General features: G+C 64.7%; 23 protein-coding genes and 3 tRNA genes. 3 read left to right on the plus strand and 23 right to left on the minus strand.

Annotated features, from left to right (window positions below; all coding sequences use genetic code 11):
* Positions 1-8 precede the first annotated feature (8 nt).
* The 23 genes from rpoB to KA261_01370 all read right to left on the minus strand — a co-directional run bounded on the left by rpoB (position 9) and on the right by KA261_01370 (position 20372).
* A complete protein-coding gene (gene rpoB, locus KA261_01260) occupies positions 9-3722 on the minus strand; it encodes a DNA-directed RNA polymerase subunit beta (protein ID MBP7696412.1) in 3714 nt (1237 codons plus the stop codon).
* Positions 3723-4062: 340 nt separating this feature from the next.
* Positions 4063-4398 (minus strand): 50S ribosomal protein L7/L12, encoded by a 336-nt coding sequence (gene rplL, locus KA261_01265; protein MBP7696413.1) that lies wholly within the window; start codon positions 4396-4398, stop codon positions 4063-4065.
* Between the two features lie 105 nt (positions 4399-4503).
* The gene (locus KA261_01270; GenBank protein MBP7696414.1) at positions 4504-5067 is read right to left on the minus strand and encodes a 50S ribosomal protein L10; all 564 of its coding nucleotides are present in this window, start codon (positions 5065-5067) and stop codon (positions 4504-4506) included.
* 18 nt (positions 5068-5085) lie between these two features.
* Complete coding sequence (locus KA261_01275) at positions 5086-5790, minus strand: 50S ribosomal protein L1 (protein MBP7696415.1); 705 nt, start codon at positions 5788-5790, stop codon at positions 5086-5088.
* A gap of 73 nt (positions 5791-5863) precedes the next feature.
* Positions 5864-6289 (minus strand): 50S ribosomal protein L11, encoded by a 426-nt coding sequence (rplK, locus tag KA261_01280; GenBank protein ID MBP7696416.1) that lies wholly within the window; start codon positions 6287-6289, stop codon positions 5864-5866.
* A 29-nt stretch (positions 6290-6318) separates the two neighbouring features.
* The gene (gene nusG / locus KA261_01285; GenBank protein ID MBP7696417.1) at positions 6319-6855 is read right to left on the minus strand and encodes a transcription termination/antitermination factor NusG; all 537 of its coding nucleotides are present in this window, start codon (positions 6853-6855) and stop codon (positions 6319-6321) included.
* A 9-nt stretch (positions 6856-6864) separates the two neighbouring features.
* On the minus strand, positions 6865-7056 hold the full coding sequence (secE, locus tag KA261_01290) for a preprotein translocase subunit SecE (GenBank protein MBP7696418.1): 192 nt from the start codon (positions 7054-7056) through the stop codon (positions 6865-6867).
* 20 nt (positions 7057-7076) lie between these two features.
* Positions 7077-7149: transfer RNA gene (locus KA261_01295), tRNA-Trp, on the minus strand.
* Positions 7150-7163: 14 nt separating this feature from the next.
* Positions 7164-7316 (minus strand): 50S ribosomal protein L33, encoded by a 153-nt coding sequence (gene rpmG, locus KA261_01300; GenBank protein MBP7696419.1) that lies wholly within the window; start codon positions 7314-7316, stop codon positions 7164-7166.
* A gap of 23 nt (positions 7317-7339) precedes the next feature.
* The gene (tuf, locus tag KA261_01305) at positions 7340-8548 is read right to left on the minus strand and encodes an elongation factor Tu (GenBank protein MBP7696420.1); all 1209 of its coding nucleotides are present in this window, start codon (positions 8546-8548) and stop codon (positions 7340-7342) included.
* Positions 8549-8578: 30 nt separating this feature from the next.
* A tRNA-Thr gene (locus tag KA261_01310) sits at positions 8579-8651 on the minus strand.
* Between the two features lie 403 nt (positions 8652-9054).
* Positions 9055-9126: transfer RNA gene (locus tag KA261_01315), tRNA-Gly, on the minus strand.
* Positions 9127-9184: 58 nt separating this feature from the next.
* A complete protein-coding gene (locus tag KA261_01320; protein MBP7696421.1) occupies positions 9185-10051 on the minus strand; it encodes an NAD(+)/NADH kinase in 867 nt (288 codons plus the stop codon).
* 63 nt (positions 10052-10114) lie between these two features.
* The gene (locus KA261_01325) at positions 10115-12100 is read right to left on the minus strand and encodes a 1-deoxy-D-xylulose-5-phosphate synthase (protein MBP7696422.1); all 1986 of its coding nucleotides are present in this window, start codon (positions 12098-12100) and stop codon (positions 10115-10117) included.
* 21 nt (positions 12101-12121) lie between these two features.
* Entirely contained in the window at positions 12122-13006 is an 885-nt protein-coding gene (locus KA261_01330) for a polyprenyl synthetase family protein (GenBank protein MBP7696423.1), read from the minus strand.
* Positions 12988-13296, minus strand: a complete 309-nt coding sequence (gene xseB, locus KA261_01335) for an exodeoxyribonuclease VII small subunit (protein ID MBP7696424.1) — start codon at positions 13294-13296, stop codon at positions 12988-12990. The genes KA261_01330 and xseB overlap by 19 nt, the downstream gene beginning before the upstream one ends.
* Positions 13274-14503, minus strand: coding sequence for an exodeoxyribonuclease VII large subunit (gene xseA, locus KA261_01340; protein ID MBP7696425.1), 1230 nt, complete (start codon positions 14501-14503; stop codon positions 13274-13276). The genes xseB and xseA overlap by 23 nt, the downstream gene beginning before the upstream one ends.
* A gap of 193 nt (positions 14504-14696) precedes the next feature.
* Positions 14697-16547, minus strand: a complete 1851-nt coding sequence (uvrC, locus tag KA261_01345) for an excinuclease ABC subunit UvrC (GenBank protein MBP7696426.1) — start codon at positions 16545-16547, stop codon at positions 14697-14699.
* 30 nt (positions 16548-16577) lie between these two features.
* On the minus strand, positions 16578-17093 hold the full coding sequence (locus tag KA261_01350; protein MBP7696427.1) for a C40 family peptidase: 516 nt from the start codon (positions 17091-17093) through the stop codon (positions 16578-16580).
* Positions 17093-18004, minus strand: a complete 912-nt coding sequence (locus KA261_01355) for a UbiA family prenyltransferase (protein MBP7696428.1) — start codon at positions 18002-18004, stop codon at positions 17093-17095. Before KA261_01355 ends, KA261_01350 begins: the two co-directional genes overlap by 1 nt.
* A 12-nt stretch (positions 18005-18016) precedes the next feature.
* Complete coding sequence (locus KA261_01360; protein ID MBP7696429.1) at positions 18017-18871, minus strand: phosphatidate cytidylyltransferase; 855 nt, start codon at positions 18869-18871, stop codon at positions 18017-18019.
* Positions 18868-19632, minus strand: coding sequence for an isoprenyl transferase (locus KA261_01365; protein ID MBP7696430.1), 765 nt, complete (start codon positions 19630-19632; stop codon positions 18868-18870). The genes KA261_01360 and KA261_01365 overlap by 4 nt, the downstream gene beginning before the upstream one ends.
* A 59-nt stretch (positions 19633-19691) precedes the next feature.
* A complete protein-coding gene (locus KA261_01370; GenBank protein ID MBP7696431.1) occupies positions 19692-20372 on the minus strand; it encodes a hypothetical protein in 681 nt (226 codons plus the stop codon).
* A gap of 186 nt (positions 20373-20558) precedes the next feature.
* Here KA261_01370 and KA261_01375 point away from each other — a divergent pair, with 186 nt between their 5' ends.
* The 3 genes from KA261_01375 (at position 20559) to KA261_01385 (ending at position 23174) form a co-directional block, all read left to right on the plus strand.
* Positions 20559-20999, plus strand: coding sequence for a CBS domain-containing protein (locus tag KA261_01375; GenBank protein MBP7696432.1), 441 nt, complete (start codon positions 20559-20561; stop codon positions 20997-20999).
* Between the two features lie 340 nt (positions 21000-21339).
* Entirely contained in the window at positions 21340-22530 is a 1191-nt protein-coding gene (locus KA261_01380; protein MBP7696433.1) for an aminotransferase class V-fold PLP-dependent enzyme, read from the plus strand.
* The gene (locus KA261_01385) at positions 22530-23174 is read left to right on the plus strand and encodes a cyclase family protein (protein ID MBP7696434.1); all 645 of its coding nucleotides are present in this window, start codon (positions 22530-22532) and stop codon (positions 23172-23174) included. The genes KA261_01380 and KA261_01385 overlap by 1 nt, the downstream gene beginning before the upstream one ends.
* Positions 23175-23180: the final 6 nt, after the last annotated feature.

The raw sequence follows: 23180 nt of genomic DNA on the forward strand, positions 1-23180 counted from the left end.
CCGCCGCCCTACTTCTCGAGGAGCTTGACGTCCAAGCCGAGCGCCTGGAGCTCCTTGATCAGCACGTTGAACGCCTCCGGGTACCCCGGTTCCGGCGGATTCTCGCCCTTCACGATCGCCTCGTAGATCCGGCTGCGGCCGGTCACGTCGTCCGACTTGACCGTCAGCATCTCCTGGAGCGTGTAGGCCGCGCCGTAGGCTTCGAGCGCCCACACCTCCATCTCGCCGAACCGCTGCCCGCCGAACTGCGCCTTGCCGCCGAGCGGCTGCTGCGTCACCAGCGAGTACGGCCCGATCGACCGGGCATGGATCTTGTCGTCGACCAGGTGCGAGAGTTTCAGCATGTAAATGTAGCCCACCGTCACCGGGTTGTCGAACGGCTCGCCCGACCGGCCGTCAAACAGCTGCAGCTTGCCGTCCTCCGGGAGGCCGGCCGTCCGCAGCTTGCGTTTGATCTCCTCGATGTCGGCGCCTTCGAACACCGGCGTCGCCACCCGCTCGCCCAATTTGGCGACCGCCCAGCCGAGGTGGGTTTCGAGAATCTGGCCCACGTTCATACGCGACGGAACGCCGAGCGGGTTGAGGATGATGTCCACCGGCGTGCCGTCCTCCATGTGCGGCATGTCCTCCACCGGCACCAGTTTCGACACCACCCCCTTATTGCCGTGACGGCCCGCCATCTTGTCGCCGACTGAAATCTTCCGGCGGATGGCGATCGTCACCTTCACCAACTGCTTCACCCCCGGCGGCAGTTCGGCGCCGCGGACGACCTTGTCGACCTCGACTTCCATATCCTGCTGCTTCCGGGCGATCAGCCGGGCGGCTTCCTCGACGATCGCATCGGCGTGCTTGTTCGTGTTGGCCTCGGTCGTGAAACCCTCGGGCGCCACCACCGCGTCGAAGTCGAAGTTCTCGAAGAAGTCGGCTTTGTACTTGTGGCCGGCCCGCACCACCACCGAGTTGTCGACGAGCGACCGCACCGTCTGCGACGTCTTGCCGTCGAGCAATTCGCCGATCCGCTGCGCCCGCAGCTTCTTGATCTGGTCGATCTGGTGGTTGAACGTCTTCCGGATCGCCGCCACCTCGGTCTTCTCCTGCCGCTTGGCCTCCTCGGTGCGTTCCTTGCGGCTGAACACCTGGGTTTTGATCACGACGCCCTTCATCCCGGGCGGCGCTTTCAACGAGGCGTCGCGGACGTCGCCCGCCTTCTCCCCGAAAATCGCCCGCAAGAGCCGCTCCTCCGGCGACAGTTCGGTCTCGCCCTTCGGCGTGACCTTGCCCACCAGGATATCCCCGGCCTCGACCTCCGCGCCGATCCGCACGATCCCGTTTTCGTCCAGGTTCAGCAACGCCTCTTCCGAGACATTCGGGATCTCGCGGGTGATTTCTTCGCTGCCGCGCTTGGTGTCGCGGACCTGCAATTCGTACTCCTCAACGTGCACCGAGGTGAAGATGTCGTCCTGCATGAGGCGCTCGCTGAGGATGATCGCGTCTTCGTAGTTGTAGCCGCGCCAGGGCATGAATGCGACGAGGACGTTGTAGCCGAGGGCGAGTTCGCCGTTTTCGACCGCCGGGCCGTTGGCGACCACGTCGCCCACCGCCACCTTCGTCCCCAGCGCGACATTCGGCTTGTAGAGGATGCAGGTGTCCTGGTTGGAGCGGCGGTACTTGGTCAGCTCGTACACGTCGTCTTCCACCCACCCGAGCTCGTTGATCCGCGGTCGCACGTCGGGCCGGATCACGACCTGGCGCGCATCGACGTACACGACCTCGCCCGCCCGCCGAGCCTTGATCACCGCCCCGGCATCCTCGGCCACCTTCCGCTCCATCCCCGTCCCCACGAACGGCGCCTGCGTTCTCAGAAGCGGCACCGCCTGGCGCTGCATGTTCGAGCCCATGAGCGCGCGGTTCGCGTCGTCGTGCTCGAGAAACGGGATGAGCGAGGCCGCCACCGACACAATCTGCCGCGGCGAGACGTCCATGAACTGCACTTCGCTGGCCGGAATCAGCGGGTAGTCTGAGCGCCGCCGCGCGAGCACCTTGTCGTTCACGAACCGGCCGTTCTTGTCCAGCGGCTCGTTGGCCTGGGCGATGAAATAGCGGTCCTCCTCGTCGGCCGACAGGTAGTCGATCTGGTCCGTCACCTTCCCGTTGACCGCTTTCCGGTAGGGCGTTTCGAGGAAGCCGTACTTGTTGATGCGCGCGAAAGTCGCCAGCGAGGTGATCAGTCCGATGTTCGGGCCCTCCGGCGTCTCGATCGGGCACATCCGGCCGTAGTGGGTGTGGTGCACGTCGCGCACCTCGAACCCCGCCCGCTCCCGCGTCAGCCCCCCCGGACCCAGCGCCGACAGCCGCCGCTTGTGGGTCAGCTCCGAGAGCGGGTTCGTCTGGTCCATGAACTGCGAGAGCTGCGAAGAGCCGAAAAACGTCTCCACCACCGTCGACACCGTCCGCGCGTTCACGAGCAGCTGGGGCGTCACGTTCTCCTGATCCTTCAGCGAGAGCCGCTCCCGGATCGTCCGCGCCACCCGCGACAGACCCACCGAGAACAGGTTCGCCATCAGCTCCCCGACCGTCCGCGCCCGCCGGTTGCCCAGGTGGTCGATGTCGTCGACGTACCCTTCGTCGTTCACCAGGCCGACGAGGTACTTGACGATGGCCACGAAATCCTGCGGGTCGAGCGTCGTCCGGTTCAGGTCGATGTTGATCTGCATGCGGTGGTTGATCATGTAGCGCCCGACCTCGCCGAGATCGTAGCGCTTGTTGTTGAAGAAGAACTTCTCCAGGAGCGACTCCGCCATCTCGAGCGTCGGCGGCTCGCCCGGCCGCACGAGCGCGTAGATGCGCATGAGCGCCTCCTCGCGCGACTTCGTCGGGTCCTTCCGCAGCGTGTTGAGAATGACGTAGGCCTCGCGCTTGTTGGTCACCTTGTCGACCACCCGCGCCGCCTTGTACCCGGCGGCCGCGATCTTCTCGACCATCTCCTCGTCGAGCGTCTCGCCCGGCTCCAGGATCACTTCGCCGGACTCGGTGTTCACGATCGTCTCCGCCAACACGTACGTCGCCAGGTCCTCGTCGCTCTTCCCCTTCAGGTTGACCTTCGACACCTTATAGAACAGATTGAGAATCTCTTCGTCCGAGGAGTAGCCGATGGCCCGCAGGAGGGTGGTCGCGGGCATCTTGCGACGCGAGTCGATGTAGACGTACATGACGTCGTTGATGTCCATGGCGAACTCGACCCACGAACCCCGGTAGGGGATGATCCGGGCCGAGTACAGCTTCTTGCCGTTGGGGTGCATGTCCTCGTCGAAAAACACCCCGGGACTGCGGTGCAGCTGGCTGACCACCACCCGCTCGGCGCCGTTGACGATGAACGTCCCCCACTCGGTGAGAAGCGGCAATTCGCCGAGGTAGACGTCCTGCTCGATGATGTCCTTGACTTCTTTCTTCTCCCCTTCCCCCTGGCGGCTGATCAGCCGCATCGTCACCCGCAGCGGGGCCGCGTACGTCATGTTCCGCGCCCGGCACTCGTCGATCGTGTACCGCGACGGCCCCAGGTGGTAGCCGACATACTCGAGCGAGTAATTCTCGTGGATGTCCGTGATCGGGAAGATGTCCAGGAAGATCTGATGGAGGCCCTGCCGCTTCCGTTTGTCCGGCGGCGTGTCCGGCTGCAGAAATTCCCGGTACGACTCGAGCTGAACCTCCAGCAGGTTCGGCATCTCGGTCGCATCCCGAAACACCCCGTACGATTTCCTCTCAATTATGCTTGCGGTAGCCAAACCACTACCCTCCTATGGCCAACGGCGAAAACCCTCACAGGCAGACGACTCCATGTGGGGTCAGTTGGCGACGATTCAATTGTACGCTCGCGGTGATCCTGTCATCTAGTCTTACTTATCTCCCGGCCGTCCGGTCGCGGGAGCACCTGCTGCAGTCAATCCACCAGCCGAATTCGAAAAAAATGGGATCGCTAAGACCTCACGCTGACGGTATGGTGTGGTAACCCGCCGGGACCCGGTTTGTTCCCGGCGGGCGTTTCTTTTCCGACGCCCCCGGGGGCTACTTGATGTCGACCTGGGCGCCGACTTCCTCGAGCTTCTCCTTGGCCTTCATCGCCTCGTCCTTCGACAAGCCTTCCTTCACTTTCGCCGGGGCTCCTTCGACGAGGTCTTTGGCCTCTTTCAGGCCCAGCGACGTGAGTTCGCGCACGACCTTGATGACCTGGATCTTCTTGTCGCCGACCGCCGTGAGCACGACGTCGAATTCGGTCTGCTCTTCGGCCACGGCCGCGGTCCCGCCGCCGCCGGCCATCATCCCCGGCATCATCGCCATCGGGGCCGCCGCCGTCACGCCAAACTTATCCTGAATGGCCTTGGACAGATCCGCCAGGTCCATCGCAGTCAGTCCGGCAATCTTGTCGACAATCTCTTCAATTGCAGGGTTAGCCACGGTTCGTACCTCTTCCGTTGAATGTAAAGTTACACCTTTCGTATTGCCTCGTCATGACGCCGCCCCGGCCTCTCCGGGCGGCGGGCCGGCCGGGCCCTCCGCCTTCCGCTTCTCGGCCAGCGCGTCGACCGAGCCGACCAGTTGCTGGAAGAACGCGTCGATCGTCCGCACCAGTTCGGCCAGAGGCGCCTCGACCGCCGCCGCCACCTGGGCCAGCAACTGCTCGCGCGGGGGCAGCTCGGCGAGCGCCTTGAGATCGCCCGCCCCGTAGACCCGGTCGGCCACCACGAACACCTTCGTCCGCGGCAGCTCCCGCTCCTTGAACGAGTCTTGGAGCACCTTGGCGGCCGCCGATGCATCGGCGCGCGCGAACGCGATCGCGGTCGGCCCGACCAGGAAGGAGTCGATCTCCCCCACCCCGGCCTCGTGCGCCGCCCGCTTCAACAGCGTATTCTTGCCCACCAGGAAGGTGACGCCCTGTTCCCGCAGCGACTTGCGCAGCGCGGTGACATCGGCCACGCTCAGCCCCTGGTAGTCCGTCACGAAAAAGGAGTCGCACTCGTCGAACAGCTTTTTCATCTCAGCGACGGCGGTAACTTTTTCCGGTTTTGCCATACGATTGCTCCTTCTCCGTCACTTCTTGAGATCCGCCAGCAGCAGGCTGTGATCGAGTTTGACCCCGGGACCCATGGTCGAGCAGAGCGACGCGCTCAGGAAGTAGGTCCCTTTGGCCGAGGCCGGCTTGGCCCGGGCGACGGCCGCGATGAAGGTCTCGACATTTTCTTTGAGTTGGTTCGCCTCGAACGACACCTTGCCGATTGAGACGGCCACGTTCGACTGCCGGTCGATGCGGAACTCGATGCGCCCGGCCTTGAGCTCCTTGACCGCCCGGCTCAGGTCCATCGTCACCGTCCCCGTCTTCGGGTTGGGCATGAGCCCGCGCGGGCCGAGCACTTTGCCGAGGGGACCGAGGACGCGCATCATGTCCGGCGTCGCCACGGCGACGTCGAAATCAAGAAACCCGCCCTTCACCTTCTCGGCGAGATCTTCCGCGCCCACGATGTCGGCGCCTGCGACCCGGGCCTCCTCGGCCTTGTCGCCGGCCGCGAACACCGCCACGCGGATTTTCTTCCCCGTGCCGTGTGGCAGCGCCACTGTCCCGCGCACCATCTGGTCGGCGTGCTTGGGATTCACCCCCAGCCGGATCGCCACCTCCACCGACTCGTCGAACTTCGCGAAGGCGTTGCCCTTCACGAGCGCGATCGCCTCGTCGAGCGCGTAGCGGCGCGTCCGGTCGACTTTCTCGCGGGATGCCTGGTAGTGCTTGGATCGTTTCATGTATCCTATTCTCCCCGTCGGCGCCGCCGGGCGCCACAGGTGTTAACGAATAACGGCAGGAACCCGGGGGTCCCTACCCCTTGATTTCAATGCCCATCGACCGGGCGGTCCCGGCCACCATCAGCATCGCCGCCTCGATCGAGGCCGCGTTGAGGTCGGCCATTTTCTGCTCCGCGATCTGGCGGAGCTGTTCGGAGGTCACGCTGCCGACCTTGTCGCGGTTCGGCACGGCCGAACCCTTCGGCAGCTTCGCCGCGAGGCGCAGCAGGGTCGAGGCCGGCGGGGTTTTCGTAATGAACGAAAACGACTTGTCGCTGTACACGGTGATTATCACCGGCGTCAGGATCCCCTTGCCGTCCTGCGTCCGCGCGTTGAACGCCTTGCAGAACTCCATGATGTTGACCCCGCGCTGGCCGAGCGCCGGGCCGACCGGCGGCGCCGGATTCGCCTGCCCCGCGGGAATCTGGAGTTTGATCTGTCCTATTACTTTCTTGGCCACTGTCGCGTCCGCTCCACTCTATCGCATCGTTATTTCTTCAGCAACTCCACCTGGAGAAAATCCAGCTCCACCGGCGTCGGGCGCCCGAAGATCGACACCATCACCTTCACCTTCCGCCGCTCCAGGTTCACCTCGCTCACCGTCCCCGAAAAATCGGCAAACGGCCCGTCGCTCACCTTGACCGCATCCCCCGCCTGGAACGGGATGTCGGCCACCTCCTCGGTCCGGCTCCGGTTGATCTGCCCCACGATCCGCTCGACTTCCTTCTCCCGCAGCGGCCGGGGCTTGCCGCCGCTGCCGACGAAATTGGTGATGCCCGGCGTCGCAACCACCAGCTCCTGGGTCACCTTGTCCAGATCCATCTGCACCAGGATGTAGCTCGGGAGAAACTTGCGCGTGCTCGTCGAGCGCTTCCCCTGCCGCATCTCCGTCACCTCTTCCGTCGGTACCAGGATCTCCCCGAACTTCGCCCCCAGTCCGGCATTCGCTATGGCCGACTCGAGGTACCGCTTGGCCTTCGCCTCATGACCCGAGTACGTGTGTACGACATACCACGCCATCGCCATAACCAATACTCACGCTCCCCCGCCGAAGATCGCCTGGACCAGGACGGTGAGCACGCGGTCCACCACCCCGATGAACACCGCTACGATGATCGAGACGACAATCACCACGATCGTCGATCCGATCAACTCATCCTTCGTCGGCCAGGTCACCTTGTGGAGTTCGGCGTTGACCTCTTTGAGAAACTTGGCTACTTTTTCCAATCCCGTCACCTATCTCTATGCAGGCCAGGAGGGACTCGAACCCCCAACCGCCGGTTTTGGAGACCGGAACTCTACCAGTTGAGCTACTGGCCTGTCAAAACCGGTTGCTAGCGCGTCTCTTTGTGCGATGTGTGCTTGTTGCAGAACGGGCAGAACTTGCTGAACTCCACCCGCTCCGGGTGCAGACGCTTGTTCTTGGTCGTCGTGTAGTTCCGGCGTTTGCACACTTCGCACGCCAATATGATCTGATCTCTCGGCATATCCTATCCTGTCGCGGACCGCGTTACTCGACAATTTCGGCGACGACGCCGGCGCCCACCGTCCGACCACCCTCCCGAATCGCGAACCGAAGCTCCTTCTCCATCGCGATCGGCGTGATCAACTCCACCGTCATCTGCACGTTGTCCCCCGGCATCACCATCTCCACATTCTCCGGCAACGTCGCCACCCCCGTCACGTCCGTCGTCCGAAAATAAAACTGCGGCCGATACCCGCTGAAAAACGGCGTGTGACGACCCCCCTCCTCCTTCGTCAACACGTACACCTCCGCTTTGAACTTCTTGTGCGGCGTGATCGATCCCGGTTTCGCCAACACCATCCCCCGCTCCACCTCCTCCTTGTCCACCCCCCGCAACAACAACCCCACGTTGTCCCCCGCCTGACCCGAATCCAACAACTTCCGAAACATCTCCACCCCCGTCACCACCGTCTTGCGCGTCTCCCGAATCCCCACAATCTCCACCTCCTCCCCCTGCTTCACCACCCCCCGCTCGATCCTCCCCGTCGCCACCGTCCCCCGACCCGTAATCGAAAAAATGTCCTCGATCGGCATCAGGAACGGCATCTCCTTGTCCCGCTTCGGCTCCGGAATGTACGTGTCCAGCGCCTCCATCAACTCCATTATCGACTTGAACTCCGCACTGTCCAGCGGCTTGCTCAAATCCGATCCCACCGTCATCGCCTGCAACGCACTCCCCCGGATCACCGGCACGTCATCCCCGGGAAATTCATACTGGCTCAGAAGATCCCGAACCTCCAACTCCACCAGGTCCAGCAACTCCGGATCGTCCACCTGGTCCACCTTGTTCAGGTACACCACGATGTACGGAACCCCCACCTGGCGCGCCAGCAAAATGTGCTCCCGCGTCTGCGGCATCGGCCCGTCCGCCGCACTCACCACCAATATCGCCCCGTCCATCTGCGCCGCACCCGTGATCATGTTCTTCACGTAGTCCGCGTGACCCGGACAGTCCACGTGCGCGTAGTGACGCCTCGCGCTCTCGTACTCCACGTGCGCCGTCGCTATCGTGATCCCCCGCTCCCGCTCCTCCGGCGCATTGTCAATGCTGTCAAACGAACGCACCTGCGTCCCCGTCACCCGCGACAACACCATCGTCATCGCCGCCGTCAACGTCGTCTTCCCATGGTCCACGTGACCAATCGTCCCCACGTTCACGTGCGGCTTCGTCCGCTCAAACTTCTGCTTCGCCATAACTCCGGCTCGCCTCCGAAATTATACAAGAGCCCAGAACCAGGATCGAACTGGTGACCTCGTCCTTACCAAGGACGTGCTCTACCAACTGAGCTATCTGGGCAGCTCCGATTTTTGTTCCACATTATATAAACTCCGCCTTCCGGCCAAAAAAAATAGGCCACGGCAGAGCCCTTACGGGAACCCCAAATATAAAAGTGACCCTATCGCTGTCAAGGCAAAATCGCCCAGCCCCGCAAAAAAATTGTTGCTCCCAAAGCGCTTAGCCCCATCCCCAACGAACCCTGTCTCGCGCTCCCGGCCGCCCGCGTCTCCCTCCGCCACCCTCCTTCGCTCTGCGCCGGCGGCTCGCCCCCTCGCTCCGGGTCGCCGGTCGGCAGGTAGACTGACTTCCCTATCCCGTCCGGCCGATCCCCGCCGGCCAGATCGGCAAGATTCCCACAAAAAATGCTATAATGTTGTCTCATAACAACATAAGCGGAGTCTGTTTGCAGTCAGAGAGAATAAGCGGGAGACGGGACTCGAACCCGCGACCAACAGCTTGGAAGGCTGTGACTCTTCCTCTGAGTTACTCCCGCCTATGGGGCCTATTCTAGTGTGGAAACGGCCGCCGGGCAAGCTCTTTCTGAACTCCAGTCATGATCCCGTGCGTGGCGGTCTTCCCCAGTGGAGCTTGTTGCGCAACACCTTATAAAAAGAATTCTCCGGAAACACGATAAATTTCAGCGTGAACTCGGCCCGTGTGATCGTCACCCGCGAATTGTCGAACAACTCGGTCATGACCTGCCCATCGAGCGTCAGACTCACCACCCGGTCGGGCGACTTCACCGTCACCTCGAGCACATCGTCGGCGGAGAAGAGCATCGGCCGCGTGGTGAGCGAAAAGGACGAGATCGGCGCCACCACAATACCCTGCATTTTGGGGTGCAGGATCGGTCCTCCCACCGCCAAGCTGTAGGCCGTCGATCCCGTCGGCGTCGCGATCACGATTCCGTCCGCCCGATACGTCACAATGTCCTCCCCGTTGACGCGGAAATACAGCTCGATCAGGCGGCTCACGGCGCCCTTGTCGACCACGATGTCGTTGAGGGCGTAGGGCCAGCTCGGCTGGTGGTCCCCGGCCACCGCGGTTTTCAGGAGCATGCGCTCTTCGATCAGGTACTCCCCGGCCGCGATCCGGTCCAGGGCCGCCACCAGCTGCTTGGGCGTAAGCTGGGTGAGAAAACCGAGCGACCCGAGATTGATTCCGAGAATGGGCGTGCCGCTGTCGCGGATGTCCCGGGCCGTGGCAAGCATCGTCCCGTCTCCGCCCATCGACACGATCACGTTGGAGTATCCGGCGATGTCACTGCGCGGCAGATAGGTCAGGTGATCTCCCGTGTACCCGGCCAGGTCCGTGGACAGGACCACCTCGTGCCGCGCCTGCTGGGCCCACTCGACAAAGGTCTGAATCGCCTCCCTCGCCCCTTGGCGCGTCACATTGGCAAACAGGCCGAGTCTCATGCCCCGAACATAACACCGCGGCGCCGATTCAGGCAACAACTTGCTGTGAAAAAACCCCGCCCCTCACTCCTCGGCGGCCCCGCTGAACTCCTCCTCGGTCTTCCGGCGGGCGTGCCCGAATCGCATCGCCCGTCGCAGGCCGAGTTTGCGAAGGATCCCCCGGCCGTGCTCGTGCCCCTGCTCCCGGGCGACATTTTCCAGAAGGGTCGCGACCGCTTCCGCATCGAGCCCGATCTCGGCCAGGAGCTCCTCCCGGTCCCCGTGGGTCACAAACCGGTCGGGGATACCGAGGGCGCGGAACTGGCCGTCCCACCCGCGCTGGAGGAGGAACGCGCCGACCGCCTCGCCGAACCCGCCCCGCAGTTGTCCCTCCTCCATGGTGATGATCGCCCGCGCGTGATCGGCGATCTCCAGCAGCATGGCTTCGTCCCACGGTTTGACGAAGCGGGCGTTGATGATGCCCACCCGGTCAGCGCCCTCGCGCATCCTCGCCGCCGCCTCCTGCGCCTGCGCCACCATAGTCCCGACCGCCAGCACGGCCACCTCGCGGCGGGGAGTTACGTACTCCCACTTCCCCCACTCGAGGGGGTCGATTTCGGGGCGCATCGCGGTCGGCACGGCGCCGCGCGGGTAGCGGATGGCCACCGGCCCCGGCAGGTCGTGGCCGGCCGTGTAGTGGAGCATCGCCCGGAGCTCGTTCCCGTCTTTCGGCGCCGCCACCGCGACATTGGGCACCGAGCCGAGATAGCACAGGTCGAACACGCCGTGGTGCGTGGGGCCGTCGTTTCCCACCAGCCCGGCGCGGTCGAGGCACATGACCACCGGCAGGTTTTGCAGGGCGATGTCGTGCACCACCTGATCGTAAGTGCGCTGCAGGAAGGTCGAGTAGATCGCGAGGTACGGCTTGATGCCCTCGGCGGCCAGTCCGGCGGCGAAGGTCCCGGCGTGCTCCTCCGCGATCCCGACATCGAAAAACCGCTCGGGGTAGGCGGCGGCAAAATCGACCAGCCCCGTCCCGTCGCACATGGCGGCGCTGATCGCCGCCACCCGCCGGTCTTTGGCCCCCAGTTCGACCATCGTGTCGCCGAACACCTTCGTGAACGTCGGCAGGCCCGCCGATTTCGCCGCCGCCTTGCCCGTCACCTTGTCGAACTGCCCGACCCCGTGGAACCGCGAGGGATCTCCCTCGGCCGGGCGGAACCCCCGCCCCTTCTGCGTCACCACGTGCAACAGGAGCGGTCCGCGGATGTTCTGGAGATCGCGCAGGCGCTTGATGAGCAGTTCGAGGTCGTGGCCGTCGATCGGCCCGAAATAGCGGAAGCCGAGTTTTTCGAAGAGCATGCCCGGGGTGATCAGTCCGAGCACGGAGTCCTCGATCCGCGAAATGGCCTCGCGGATCCGGTCGCGCCGCTTGAACCGCCCGGTCAGTTCCCAGATTTCGTTGCGCAGCCGGTTGAACTTCTCGTCCGTCATGATGCTCGTGAAGTAGCGCGAGATCGCCCCCACGTTCTTCGAGATCGACCAGGTGTTGTCGTTGAGCACGACCAGCAGATCCTTCTTGAGCGATCCGGCGTTGTTGAGCCCCTCGTAGGCCAGCCCTCCCGTCATCGCCCCGTCGCCGATCACCGCGATCACCCGACGGTCCTCGCCCTTCTGGTCGCGCGCCGCCGCGAACCCGAGGGCGGCTGAGATCGAAGTCGAGGCATGGCCGGCCCCGAAGTGATCATACTCCGACTCCTCCCGCTTGGCGAATCCGGCCAGCCCCTTGTACTGGCGGAGGGTGTCCATGCGGTCGCGCCGCCCGGTCAGTATCTTGTGCGTGTAGGTCTGGTTGCTCACGTCGAAAATGAGGCGGTCGTGGGGGAGGTTCAGCACGTAGTGCAGGGCCACAGTCAGTTCCACCGACCCGAGATTCGTCGCCAGATGCCCGCCCGTCTTCGACACCGAGGAGATGATCGCCTGCCGGATCTCCTCGGCGAGCTCTCTCAGCTCGCTCATCGACAGACGCTTGAGATCCGCCGGGCAGTTGATATTCTGCAGATGCTTCATATGCTTCTTCTCCGTCCCCGCTCACCGGTTCCGTTGACCGATATAGAGGGCCAGTTCGCTCAGCCGGCTGTCGCTTTCGGCGGCAAACAGGGCCGCCGCCTCGTGCACGAGCGCCGCGGCGTCCCGGTGCGCCGCCTCCAGACCGACCGCGCCGGGGTAGGTCGCCTTAAGCTTTTTACTGTCGGATCCGACGTTCTTTCCCAGCAATTCCCGGTCCCCCTCGACGTCGAGGATGTCGTCGATAATCTGGAAAGCCAGCCCCACGTTTTCGCCGTAGCGCGTGAGCCGCGCCATCGTCGGCTCGCCGGCTCCGGCGAGAATTCCTCCCAGCCGGGCCGCGCACCGGATGAGCGCCCCGGTCTTGCGGGTGTGGATCCTCATGACGTCCCCCCGGCCGACCGGCCGTCCCTCCGCCTCCACATCCGCCATCTGCCCGCCGATCATCCCGGCCGTCCCGAGCGCCTCGGCCAGCTCCGCCACCGTTTGGATTTCCCCCGTCCGCGCCAGCAGCTCGAACGCCACGTCGTGCAGCGCGTCCCCGGCCAGGACCGCCGTGGCCTCGCCGAATTTGACGTGGCAGGTCGGCATCCCCCGCCGCAGGACGTCGTCGTCCATGCACGGCAGATCGTCGTGAATGAGCGAGTAGGTGTGCACCATTTCGAGCGCCGCCATGGCGCAGTGAATCGGTTTATCGGTCCCGGAGGCGTCCCCTCCGCAGTATTCGAAACTGAGCCGGGCGAGAATCGGCCGGAGCCGTTTGCCGGGCGCCAGCACCGAGTACCGCATCGCTTCGTGCAGCCGCTGCGGCGGGGCGCTCGCCGGCGGAAGGTACTGGTCGAGAAGGGCCTCGACCACCGCGCTCTGCTCGCGGAGATAGGCGCCGATACTCACCGTCCCGATGGCCATCCCGTCCCGTCTCCCCCCTCCTCGTCCTCGTCGTCCTCCTCCCCGTCGTCGTCGGCCGCGTCGGCTTCCGTTTCCACCTCGACCGCCGCCCCGTCGGATTCCTGGATCATCTTTATCCGTTTTTCCGCCTCGCCGAGTTTGCGGTCGCAGAACCGGGCGATCTCCAACCCCTCGGTGTACAGGCGGATCGACTCTTCGAGCGACGATTCTCCCGCCTCCAACTGCTCGGTGATCGCCTCGAGCCGTTCCAGGGCGCTCTCGAAATCTTTAGGCTTCTTCTTGTTCGTCATCCTGTTTCCGCCTGCATTCCTGCACGACCGAAATGATCTCGCCGTCGACCACGAGCGTCTCCAGGCGGTCGCCGGGCGCCGTCTCCCCCGCACTTCGAACTATCGTCTGGCCGGGTAGCCGCCGCGTGACCGAATACCCGCGGGCGAGAATAGCCAGCGGCGACAGAGCGTCCATCCGGGTCACGACCAAAGATAGACGGTTTCTGTACTTTTCAAAACTGTTTTTTCCCGCCGTCGCCAGCCGTTCCGCGGCGTGGTCGAGGCGCTGCTGGCGGTGGAACACCATCTCCATCGGCCGCGCGAGCACCGGGCGCGAGAGCGAACCTGCAAGCCGCCGCCGGGCCTCCCGCACCTGCCCCCCCAGGAGCGTCGCCTGCCGCACCACCAACTGCCGCACGAGCCGCCGCATCTCCTCGGCCGGCCAGACGGCCAGCTCGGCCGCCGCCGAGGGGGTCGGCGCCCGCATGTCGGCGGCGTAGTCGGCCAGCGTGAAATCGATCTCGTGCCCGACGGCCGAGATCACCGGGATGCGCGACCCGGCGATCGCCCGCACCGTGGTCTCCGTGTTGAACGGCCACAGGTCCTCCAGCGAGCCGCCGCCGCGCCCGACGATGAGCACGTCGATATCCGCCCGCGTGTTGAAATAGCGAATGCCCGCCGCGATCGTCGCCTCGGCCCCCTCCCCCTGCACCTGCGCCGGATAGAGGATCAGCTCGACCGACCGGTTCCGCCGCCGCGCAATCTGCACGATATCCCGAATCGCCGCCCCCGTCGGCGAGGTCACGATCCCGATCTTCTGGGCAAAGCGCGGGAGAGGCTGCTTCCGCTCGGCCGCAAACAGCCCCTCGGCCGAGAGTTTCTCGTACAACTGGCGGTAGGCCAGTTCGAGCGGCCCGATTCCCACCGGCACAATCTTCCTGCAGTTGAGCTGGTACTGCCCCCCTTTTTCATAGACCGCGATATCCCCGAACGCGAGAACTTTCTGCCCGTTTTTCGGCTCGAATTTCAGCCCGTTCCCCAGCGACCGCCACATCACCCCCTTGAGGACGGCATTGTCGTCCTTGAGGCTGAAATACCGGTGGCCCGACGTGTGGTGGATGTAGTTGGAGATCTCGCCTTCCACCCAGATCCCCTGGAAGGATTCTTCGAGGACATTCTTGATCATCCGGGTGATCGCCGTGACCGTGTACGCCTTGGGCTGCTGCATGAGGGGAGTATAGGCACGGCCGGTCCCCGATTGCAACCACTATCCTCGCCCCCGGCGGCCGCCGTCGGCGAGCCATCCGTGCCGGACGGGAGGCATGGACGTCAGCGCGATGATTCCCGTCGGGCAGATGGTCCATTCCTGCTTTCGCACAAGCCCGCAGGAGAGGGGGCCGCCCGGCTCCCGCCGGCGCATTTTACTCCCCGCCCTCGCCGCTTTTCTCCCGCAGCGCCTCTAGCACCCGCTCCGCCAGCGCCCGCGTTATCCCCTTCACCTCCGCCAGCCGCTCCGCTGTCTGCTGCCGGATTTGCTCGACCGACCCAAATTCCCTCAGCAGCGCCTGCTGCCGGGCCGGGCCGATCCCCCTGATCTCCCCCAGCACCGACTTGATCGTCCGCTTCGTCCGGACATTCCGATTGTACTCGACCGCGAACCGATGCGCCTCGTCGCGCACGTGTTTGAGCAGCAGCAGGGCCGGAGAACTGCGCGGGATCACGATCGGGTCGGCCGCTCCCGGGACGTATATTTCTTCGAGCCGCTTGGCCAGCCCGATCACCGGCTGCGCCGCCAGCCCCGCTCTCTGCAGCTCCTTCCGCGCCGCCGACAATTGCCCCTTCCCGCCGTCGACCACAACCAGGTCCGGCATGCGCTTCTGCTCTTCAGTGCGCCGGTGAAAATACCGCCCCACCACCTCGCGCATCATCTTGAAATCATCCTGCCCCTTCACCCCCTTGATCCTGAAATGGCGGTACTCGCTCTTGTATGGCTTGCCGTTGGAGAAGTACACCGCCGACCCGACCGCGTCCGTCTCGCCCGTGTTCGAGATGTCGAAACAGACGATCTCCCGGGGCGAGACGGCGAGTTTCAGCGCGTCTTTCAGGCCGGTCACCATCCTGCTCGTGCGGTCCGCCACCTGCCGCTTCTGGATCAGGAGTTCATCGAGCAGCAGCCGCGCGTTTGTCGCGGTGAGCTCGACCAGCTTCGACTTCTCCCCGATCTGCGGCGCCTGCACTTTGACCTTCGCCCCCTTCTGCCTCCGCAGCCACTCCGCGAACAGGTCGAGATCCTCCATGGCGAACGGGAGGTGCACTTCGTCGGGAAGGTTGGGCTGGTGGTTGTAGTAGTGCATGAGGAACGTTGCCAGCACCGCCTGGTCGTCGCGATCCGCCCCCGCCGTCAACTGGAAATCCTGCCGCCCGATCAGCACCCCCTCGCGAATCTGCATGACGACGCCGACCGCATCGCCTCCCTCGCGCGCCACGGCCACGATGTCCCGGTCGACCGGCTCCCCCACATCGACCTTCTGCTTGATCATGACCGACTCGATCGCCTCGATCTGGTCGCGCGCCTCGGCCGCTTCCTCGAACCGCTCCGCGGCCGAGGCCTCGTGCATGCGCGCGGTGAGCTGCTCGGTCAGGGAGCGCGATTTCCCCCGCAGCACCATGATGACCGCCTCAACCCCGCGCCGGTAGTTCGCCTGGTCCACCAGTCCCTCGCATGGTCCGCCGCACCGTTTGATATGGTAGTCCAGACACACCCGCAGCGTCTTTCCCTCGGGCGGCGGAATCACATAACTGCAGGAGCGGATCTTGAACAACTGCGTGAGAAACGCCACTGTGCGCCGCATCCCCTTCGCGCTCGTGTACGGGCCGAAATAGGTGGCCCCGTCTTTCTCGATGCGCCGCACGATCAGGACGCGCGGGAAGGGTTCGTTGGTCGTGATCTTGATGTACGGAAAATGTTTGTCGTCTTTCAGGTTGACGTTGTAGTGGGGTTTGTGCTCGCGCACCAGGTTGGCCTCGAAAATGAGCGCCTCGACCTCGCTGTCGGTGACAATGACCTCGAGATCGGCCACCTGCGCCACCATCCGCGCGATCCGCTCCTCGTGGCCGTTTCCCCGCTGAAAATACGACCGCACGCGGTTGCGCAGAATCTTGGCTTTCCCGATGTACAGGATTCGCCCCCGGCGGTCGCGAAACAGGTAGACCCCCGGCGAGGACGGCAGGTTCCTGAGTTTCAGGTCAAGTTCGGCAATGTGCGGTGCCATGTTTGTGGAACGCCCGGGGCCGGCGGGAGTTCACCCCTTCGGCGAGTCGAGAACCCGCCGGGCGCCGGCGTACGACCGGGCCCAGTATTCTTCGCGAAGGCTGCTGATGATCACGCCCCGCGAGCTCGAGGCGTGGATGAAGTCGTCGTTGCCGAGATACACCCCGACGTGCGACACCTGTCCCGGCACCGTGCGGAAAAAGACCAGGTCGCCGTAGCGCAGCAGATTCCGGTGCACCTGTGTCCCCGCCGCAAACTGCTCCTCGGCCGTCCGCGGTAGTTTGATCCGGCCGTACTTTTCGAACACCTCGCGAATGAAGAGCGAGCAGTCGATGCCGGGATCGTAGGGGGAGGCGCCGGCGTAGGGTTTGCCGAGGAACGACTGCACAATCAGCCCGAGCCGGACATACTCCGCGGTCGTGAAATCCACCTGGCGTTCCCCCACCTCGGCCGGCCGCTCCACCAGTCCCCCGGTGTAGCGCGGGTAGCCGGCGCAGCCGAACAGCAGCCCGGTGTACAACAGCAGCAAGATGGCGGTAACTCGCATCACGTCAATCGTGGATAAATCTGGTTAAACCTCGCCCGGTAGTATACGCTGGTGGCGGCCGCCAGCACAACGACAAAGATGAGGTATGCGGGAAACCACCATCCGGCCGCCAGGGTCAGGATCGCGATCGGGGCTTTGGCCGCCAGGCGTTCGCTCGATGGGCTTGGGGCCAGGAGCGTTACTGCTATCGGCGCCAGCGAGATAAGGGCGACCCCGGCCAGTTCGGCCAACCCTCCGCGCCACGCCACGGCCGCCGCCAGCCCCGTCAACGCCAGCGCCGCCGCTTTCACCCACCCCACCGGCCAGACCACCGCCAGCGTCCGCTTCCCCGTCGCCCCGTCGCCGGCGCGGTCCGGGATGGTGGTCAGAAGGTACGTGCCCCCCACTGCGAGAAGGAAATACACGGGCGTGTCGCCGCCCAGCAGCCCCACGGTGTGCTCCGACAGATCCCGCATCACGGTCAGCGGGATGAGCAAGCCGAAGCTCCAGGCGTTGGCCGCCAGCCCCCAGAACGGCCGGTCCTTCAGCCGCAGCGGCGGCGCCGAATAAATGTAGCCGAGCACGAGGAGCTGGGCGAACACCAGCAACAAGCCCCACGAGAGGAGCGCCGCGCCCGCCAGCGCAAGGACCGAGAGCGCCAGGTGGGCGCCGAGCAGGCCGCGTTCGCTCAGGCGTCCCGGCCCGAGAAATCCCAGCTTCCCGTTGAGCGCATCCCCCTCCCGATCATACACCTGGTTCAGATAGTAGGCGCCGGCGCAGAGCAGACTCAACAGCGCCGGAGTCGCCAGATCTTCGCCGTGAAATTCTCTCCCCGACGCCATCTGGTGGTAGTGCAGCGAGACCAGGTAAATCGACCAGACCGGCACGTGGAGAAGCGGCCGGGCGGCAAATAGGTAATCGAGCCACCGCACTCCGCCCCTCCGTCATCTGATGAGGGTGAAATACAGAAGGAGAAACGGGGCCGCGAACAGAAGCGAGTCGAAGCGGTCGAGCACACCGCCGTGGCCGGGGATGATCGCCGACGAATCCTTCACCCCGACCGACCGTTTCCACATCGATTCGACCAGGTCGCCCAGTTGCCCGCACACGCTGGCGCCCACGGCTGCCGCGAGCGCATGCCCCAGGCCAAGCCCTTCGAATTTCCAGAAATACATCACGACCCCGATCGCCGCCGCTCCCGCGATCCCCCCGATGAACCCCTCCACGGTCTTGTTCGGCGACACCGCGGGCGAGAGTTTGTGCCGCCCCAGTCCTTTGCCCACGGCCATGGCCGCCGTGTCCCCCACCCACAGAAGCCCGAACAGAAACAGCAGCGAATCGCCGCCGTGCTGACCCGCGACTCCGCTCCCGACGAGAAAGACGATCGGCCAGGTGATGCTCAGGTACGCCAGTCCCCAGCACAGCCGGCAGTGGCGCGTGAACAACTCCGCCGGCGGCCGTTTGCCCAGCGTGAACAGCATGCCCGAGACGAGGAAGAAAGCCGCCAGGAGTCCGGCCGCCGCGACGTGCCACCGGTAGATCACGAATTCACCCAGACCCTCGACCCCCAGCCGGGGGAGCGCGACCACCGAATAAACCGCCACCGCTGTGGCTTCCGTCAGCCAGAATACCGGACGGTCGAGGCGATAGCCCTCGCGGATGAGATACTCGCCGAGCCCGACCGTCAGAAACACCAGCAGCATGGCGTAGAGCCACCACCCGCCCGCGTAGCCGATCCAGAGGATGGCCGGGATGAAGAGGGCGGCGACGAGAATTCGCAAGGCCAGGTTGCGGCTCATAACCTGGTTTTCTCGCTGAGCTTGCCGAACCGCCGCTCGCGCCGCTGGTAGTCGGCCACCGCCTGGAACAACTCGATTCGGCCGAAGTCCGGCCAGAGCGTGTCGATCACGTACAGCTCGGTGTAGCTCGTCTGCCACAGCAGAAAATTGCTGATCCGCATCTCCCCGGAAGTCCGGATGAGGAGGTCCGGGTCGGGCAGCCCCGCGGTGTAGAGAAAGCTCGAAAACAATTCTTCGGTGATCTCAGGCATGTCGATCATCCCCGCCCGTGCGGCGCCGGCGATCGCTTTCACGGCGTCGAGAATCTCGGTCCTCCCGCCGTAGTTGAGCGCGAGACAGAGCGTGAGCCCTTTGTTCCGGCGCGTTTTCTCGACCGCCCGGGCGAGCACCCGCTGGCGGCTGGCGGAAAGACCGTTCACCCGCCCGACCGTGATCAGCTTGACGTCGTGCTTGACCAGTTCATCGAGTTCCCGCCGCGTCGTGCGCGACAGCAGCGACATGAGCGCGGCCACTTCCGACCGCGGCCGCTGCCAATTCTCCGAGGAGAACGTGTAGAGGGTGAGGTAGCGGATTCCCAGTTCCCCGGCCGCCCGCACCGTCGCCCGCACCGCCTTGACCCCCGCCTCATGCCCGTAGGTCCGCGGCTTGTTGCGCTTGGCCGCCCACCGACCGTTGCCGTCCATGATGATCGCCACGTGCCGGGGGATGCGGTCCGGCCGCGCCAGTACCTGGTCCTTGAGTCGATCCGCGTCCGCTGCCATACGGCGCAAAGTAATCCTGCTCCCGCCTGCCGGGCAAGCCCTTTCGCCGCCCGCGAGGTTCACTCGCCCGGCCGGTCCCGAAAAATCCGCACCGAATCGACATAGGTGTCGATCCGGTAATGCTCCACCGCGAATATCCCCGCCTCGGAGTACATCGTCACCACCGTGTCCGGAAACACGTACCCGTCCTGCAGCCGGAGACTGAACGTCCGCGAGTACCGCTCATACTTCTCCGCGTTCGGGTAATAGAGGTAGAGCCGCTGCAGGTAGAAACTGGTCCGGTCAATCACCGCCAATCCCACCGGGCTCAGGTTCTGCACCGTGTCGCTCTCGAACCCGATCGCCAGCGCCGCCCCGCCGGTGTCGTTCGGAAAGAACCGGAACTCGTAGGCGCCCTGAAAGACATTCGGGTATGACAGGTCGAACTTCGCCAGCGACTCCTTCGTCACCGCCTCCGTCTGCTGCGAGTCGATCGCGCCGAAACTGCAGAAGCGCCGAAACAACGCCGAATCGGTCAGCTCCACCTTGTTCCCCCGCCCGAAGTGGGTCAGGTAAGTCCGCACCCACACTTCGTAGCGAAGGCCGGTTTTGGCCGGGTCGCGGCTTTCACCCTGCCCGGCCGCCCGCTGGCAGTAGTAGCGCAGCACGGGATCTTCGGATTCCGCTTGCCCCCGCATACCGCCGGCCATGGCCAGAAAAAGAGCAAAGAGGATATTTATGGTCGCTTTTTGCCTTGACATAGCCAACTCAGTATATCACATTGTATTCAAGTTGCCAACGAATCCTTTGTCCGACTCCCTTGCCCCGGCATCTGCCGCTTCATCGGGTTTCCCGCCGGCCGGACAACAGTCACCCGACAGAGGTTATGCCGATGAGCACGTCCGTAAAGGAGCCGTCCCGAAACCCTTCGCCGCGGAGGATTACGCATGCTCGTCAGAGACCTTCTTAAAACCAAGACCCGGGCCGTGATCACGATTGTGCCCGAAGCCGTCGTCGCCCGCGCCATGCACCTCCTGCTGGCCAACCGCATCAGTTGCCTGCCGGTCGTCGACTCCGGGGGAATGCTCCGGGGCATCATCAGCGACAAAGACATCTTCCGGGCGGCCCATGACCGCGACCGCGACTTCAAGACCATCCCGGTCGCCGACCTCATGACGACCGACCTGATCATCGGCGTCCTCGACGACGACATTGAGTACATCGCGGCCGTCATGACCAACAACCGCATCCGCCACGTGCCGATCATCGACGATGGCCGGCTGGCGAACCTCCTTTCGATCGGGGACATCCTGAAAGCGCAGTTGCGCGACCTGAAAGTCGACAACCGCTACCTCCGGCAGTACATCGACGGCGCGTATCCCGGCTGAGGGCGGGCGGGCGCGCGACCGGCCGCCGTGACGACGACTGCGACGGCCGGCGTCACCGCCGGCAGCAGCAGGAAATCCATCGTCTCTTCTCCGGTTGGCCGGTTGGAAAGAGAAACCGGCGGACTAGATGTCCGCCGGCGCCATTTCGCATAGCAACACCGCCGATCGCGTGATGCCGGTGCTGATATTCTACGAAAGCCGGCTCCGGCCACCGCTGTCGACTAAAACTTCCCACTTTTTCCACCCGGCCCCGAAAATACCGTTTGTCCCCGCCGCCCCGGCCCTCGTACTATAGGCTCAACCGATGTACGGGGGCCCGGGCGCCCCGAGGAAACATCTCATGGCCGATCTTCTGAGCTATCGCCGGCATTTCGATTCCCTGAGCCGTTGCTGCTACCTCATCTCCAACTCTCTCGGAGCCATGCCCAACGCCGCCCGCTCCGCGGCCGCCGCCTACGCCGACCAATGGGCCGCCCGGGGGGTGCGGGCCTGGCACGACGAGTGGTGGGAGTTGCCCCGCACTGTCGGCGATCACATCGGCGCTTTCATGCACGCCGCCCCCGACACCGTCGCCATGCAGCCGAACGTCACCACCGCCGAGGCTGTCATCCTCTCCTGCTTCGACTTCGCCGCCCCCCGTAACAAGATCGTCATGGTCGACATGGAATTCCCCTCGATCAAGTATCTCTGCCAGGAGTGGGCCGCTGCCCGCGGCGGCCGTGTCGAGATCGTGCCCTGCCCCGACGGCGTCACGGTCCCGACCGAGCGCCTCCTCGAGGCCATTGACGAGGCCACGCTGCTGGTTCCCATCTCGCACGTCCTTTTCCGCAGCTCGTTCATCATCGATGCCCCGGCCGTCATCGAGAAGGCCCATCGCGTGGGCGCCCGGGTGGTTCTCGACGTTTACCAGTCGCTCGGTTCGATTCCGGTCGACCTCGGCGCCCTTGATGCCGACTTCGCCGTTGGCGGCTGCCTCAAATGGCTGTGCGGCGGTCCCGGCGCCGCGTTCCTCTATGTCCGTCCCGACCTCATCGGCTCCCTCCGCCCGAGCTTCACCGGCTGGCTGGCCCACGATGCCCCGTTTGCCTTTGAGCCGCCGCCGATCCGCCGCGCCGCGGGCTCCTACCGCTTCCTGAACGGCACCCCGGTCATTCCGGCTCTCTACACGTGCCGTCCCGGCCTCGATCTCGTCTCGGAGATCGGCATCGAACGCATCCGCGCGCACTCGCAGGCGATGACCGCCCGCCTTCTCGAGCTGGCCCGCCTCCGCGGCTGGAAAACCACCGCTCCGGAGGATCCCGCGCGCCGCGCCGGCACGGTCGCCATCGATCTCGACCACGGTCTGGCGATCGCCACCGAGCTCAACGCCCGCAGCTTCCTGTGCGATTACCGCCCCCGGGCCGGCATCCGCCTCTCGCCGCACTTCTACAACACCGAACGGGAGATCGAGGACGTGATCGCCGCGATCGAAACCATCATCGCCGAGGGCGCCTACCGAAAGCACCTCGGGGAAGACCGCGTGGTTACCTGATGGCAAGTCTGATCGATATCTCGCAGCCGCTCGTCGCCGGCATGGCGGTCTGGCCGGGCGATGCCCCTTTCCGGCCCTTCTGGACCGCGCGGCTGGCCGAGACCGGCTCGGTCAACATCGGCGGCGTAACCATGAGCCTTCACACCGGCACCCACCTCGACGCCCCCAAGCATTTCCGCGACTCGGGGTCCCCTGTGGCCGACCTGAGTCTCGACCCGTGCGTCGGCGAGGCTGTCGTCTTCGACCTTGCATCCGCCCGCGGGCCGCTCGACACCGAGGCGATTCTCCCCGAACTCCTCGCCAGTCTGAAAGATAACTTCGCCCCGCGGGTGCTGCTGAAGACCGGGACCGGCGGCGACGGTCGGACCTTTCCGGGGTCGTTCTCCCACCTCACTCTCCCGGCGGCCTGCTTCCTGGCCGACCTCGGCGTGCGGCTCATCGGCGTCGACACCCCCTCCGTCGATCGCGTCGACTCCCGTGATATGGGCGTGCACCATCTCCTCGCCGACCGCGGCATCGTCATTCTCGAGGGTCTCGTGCTAAGGCACGTGGTCCCCGGCCGCTACGAGCTGATCGCCCTGCCGCTCAAATTCGCGGACATGGACGCTTCGCCGGTCCGCGCCGTCCTCCGAACTCTCGATTGACCGTCC

It is taken from the genome of Candidatus Zixiibacteriota bacterium (genome assembly GCA_017999435.1).
Lineage (GTDB): Bacteria > Zixibacteria > MSB-5A5 > GN15 > FEB-12 > JAGNLV01.

Bases quoted from the DNA above. Each gene is read 5' to 3' on its own strand.
- nusG (MBP7696417.1), bottom strand. From the start codon at position 6,855: ATGGCGATGGCGTGGTATGTCGTACACACGTACTCGGGTCATGAGGCG.
- KA261_01380 (MBP7696433.1), top strand. From the start codon at position 21,340: ATGGCCGATCTTCTGAGCTATCGCCGGCATTTCGATTCCCTGAGCCGT.
- KA261_01375 (MBP7696432.1), top strand. From the start codon at position 20,559: ATGCTCGTCAGAGACCTTCTTAAAACCAAGACCCGGGCCGTGATCACG.
- rpoB (MBP7696412.1), bottom strand. From the start codon at position 3,722: ATGCCGAACCTGCTGGAGGTTCAGCTCGAGTCGTACCGGGAATTTCTG.
- KA261_01270 (MBP7696414.1), bottom strand. From the start codon at position 5,067: ATGGCAAAACCGGAAAAAGTTACCGCCGTCGCTGAGATGAAAAAGCTG.
- KA261_01350 (MBP7696427.1), bottom strand. From the start codon at position 17,093: ATGCGAGTTACCGCCATCTTGCTGCTGTTGTACACCGGGCTGCTGTTC.
- KA261_01325 (MBP7696422.1), bottom strand. From the start codon at position 12,100: ATGAAGCATCTGCAGAATATCAACTGCCCGGCGGATCTCAAGCGTCTG.
- KA261_01275 (MBP7696415.1), bottom strand. From the start codon at position 5,790: ATGAAACGATCCAAGCACTACCAGGCATCCCGCGAGAAAGTCGACCGG.
- rplL (MBP7696413.1), bottom strand. From the start codon at position 4,398: ATGGACCTGGCGGATCTGTCCAAGGCCATTCAGGATAAGTTTGGCGTG.
- rpmG (MBP7696419.1), bottom strand. From the start codon at position 7,316: ATGCCGAGAGATCAGATCATATTGGCGTGCGAAGTGTGCAAACGCCGG.
- xseA (MBP7696425.1), bottom strand. From the start codon at position 14,503: ATGCAGCAGCCCAAGGCGTACACGGTCACGGCGATCACCCGGATGATC.
- KA261_01360 (MBP7696429.1), bottom strand. From the start codon at position 18,871: ATGAGCCGCAACCTGGCCTTGCGAATTCTCGTCGCCGCCCTCTTCATC.
- KA261_01385 (MBP7696434.1), top strand. From the start codon at position 22,530: ATGGCAAGTCTGATCGATATCTCGCAGCCGCTCGTCGCCGGCATGGCG.
- xseB (MBP7696424.1), bottom strand. From the start codon at position 13,296: ATGACGAACAAGAAGAAGCCTAAAGATTTCGAGAGCGCCCTGGAACGG.
- KA261_01370 (MBP7696431.1), bottom strand. From the start codon at position 20,372: ATGTCAAGGCAAAAAGCGACCATAAATATCCTCTTTGCTCTTTTTCTG.
- uvrC (MBP7696426.1), bottom strand. From the start codon at position 16,547: ATGGCACCGCACATTGCCGAACTTGACCTGAAACTCAGGAACCTGCCG.
- tuf (MBP7696420.1), bottom strand. From the start codon at position 8,548: ATGGCGAAGCAGAAGTTTGAGCGGACGAAGCCGCACGTGAACGTGGGG.
- KA261_01320 (MBP7696421.1), bottom strand. From the start codon at position 10,051: ATGAGACTCGGCCTGTTTGCCAATGTGACGCGCCAAGGGGCGAGGGAG.
- KA261_01330 (MBP7696423.1), bottom strand. From the start codon at position 13,006: ATGGCCATCGGGACGGTGAGTATCGGCGCCTATCTCCGCGAGCAGAGC.
- KA261_01365 (MBP7696430.1), bottom strand. From the start codon at position 19,632: ATGGCAGCGGACGCGGATCGACTCAAGGACCAGGTACTGGCGCGGCCG.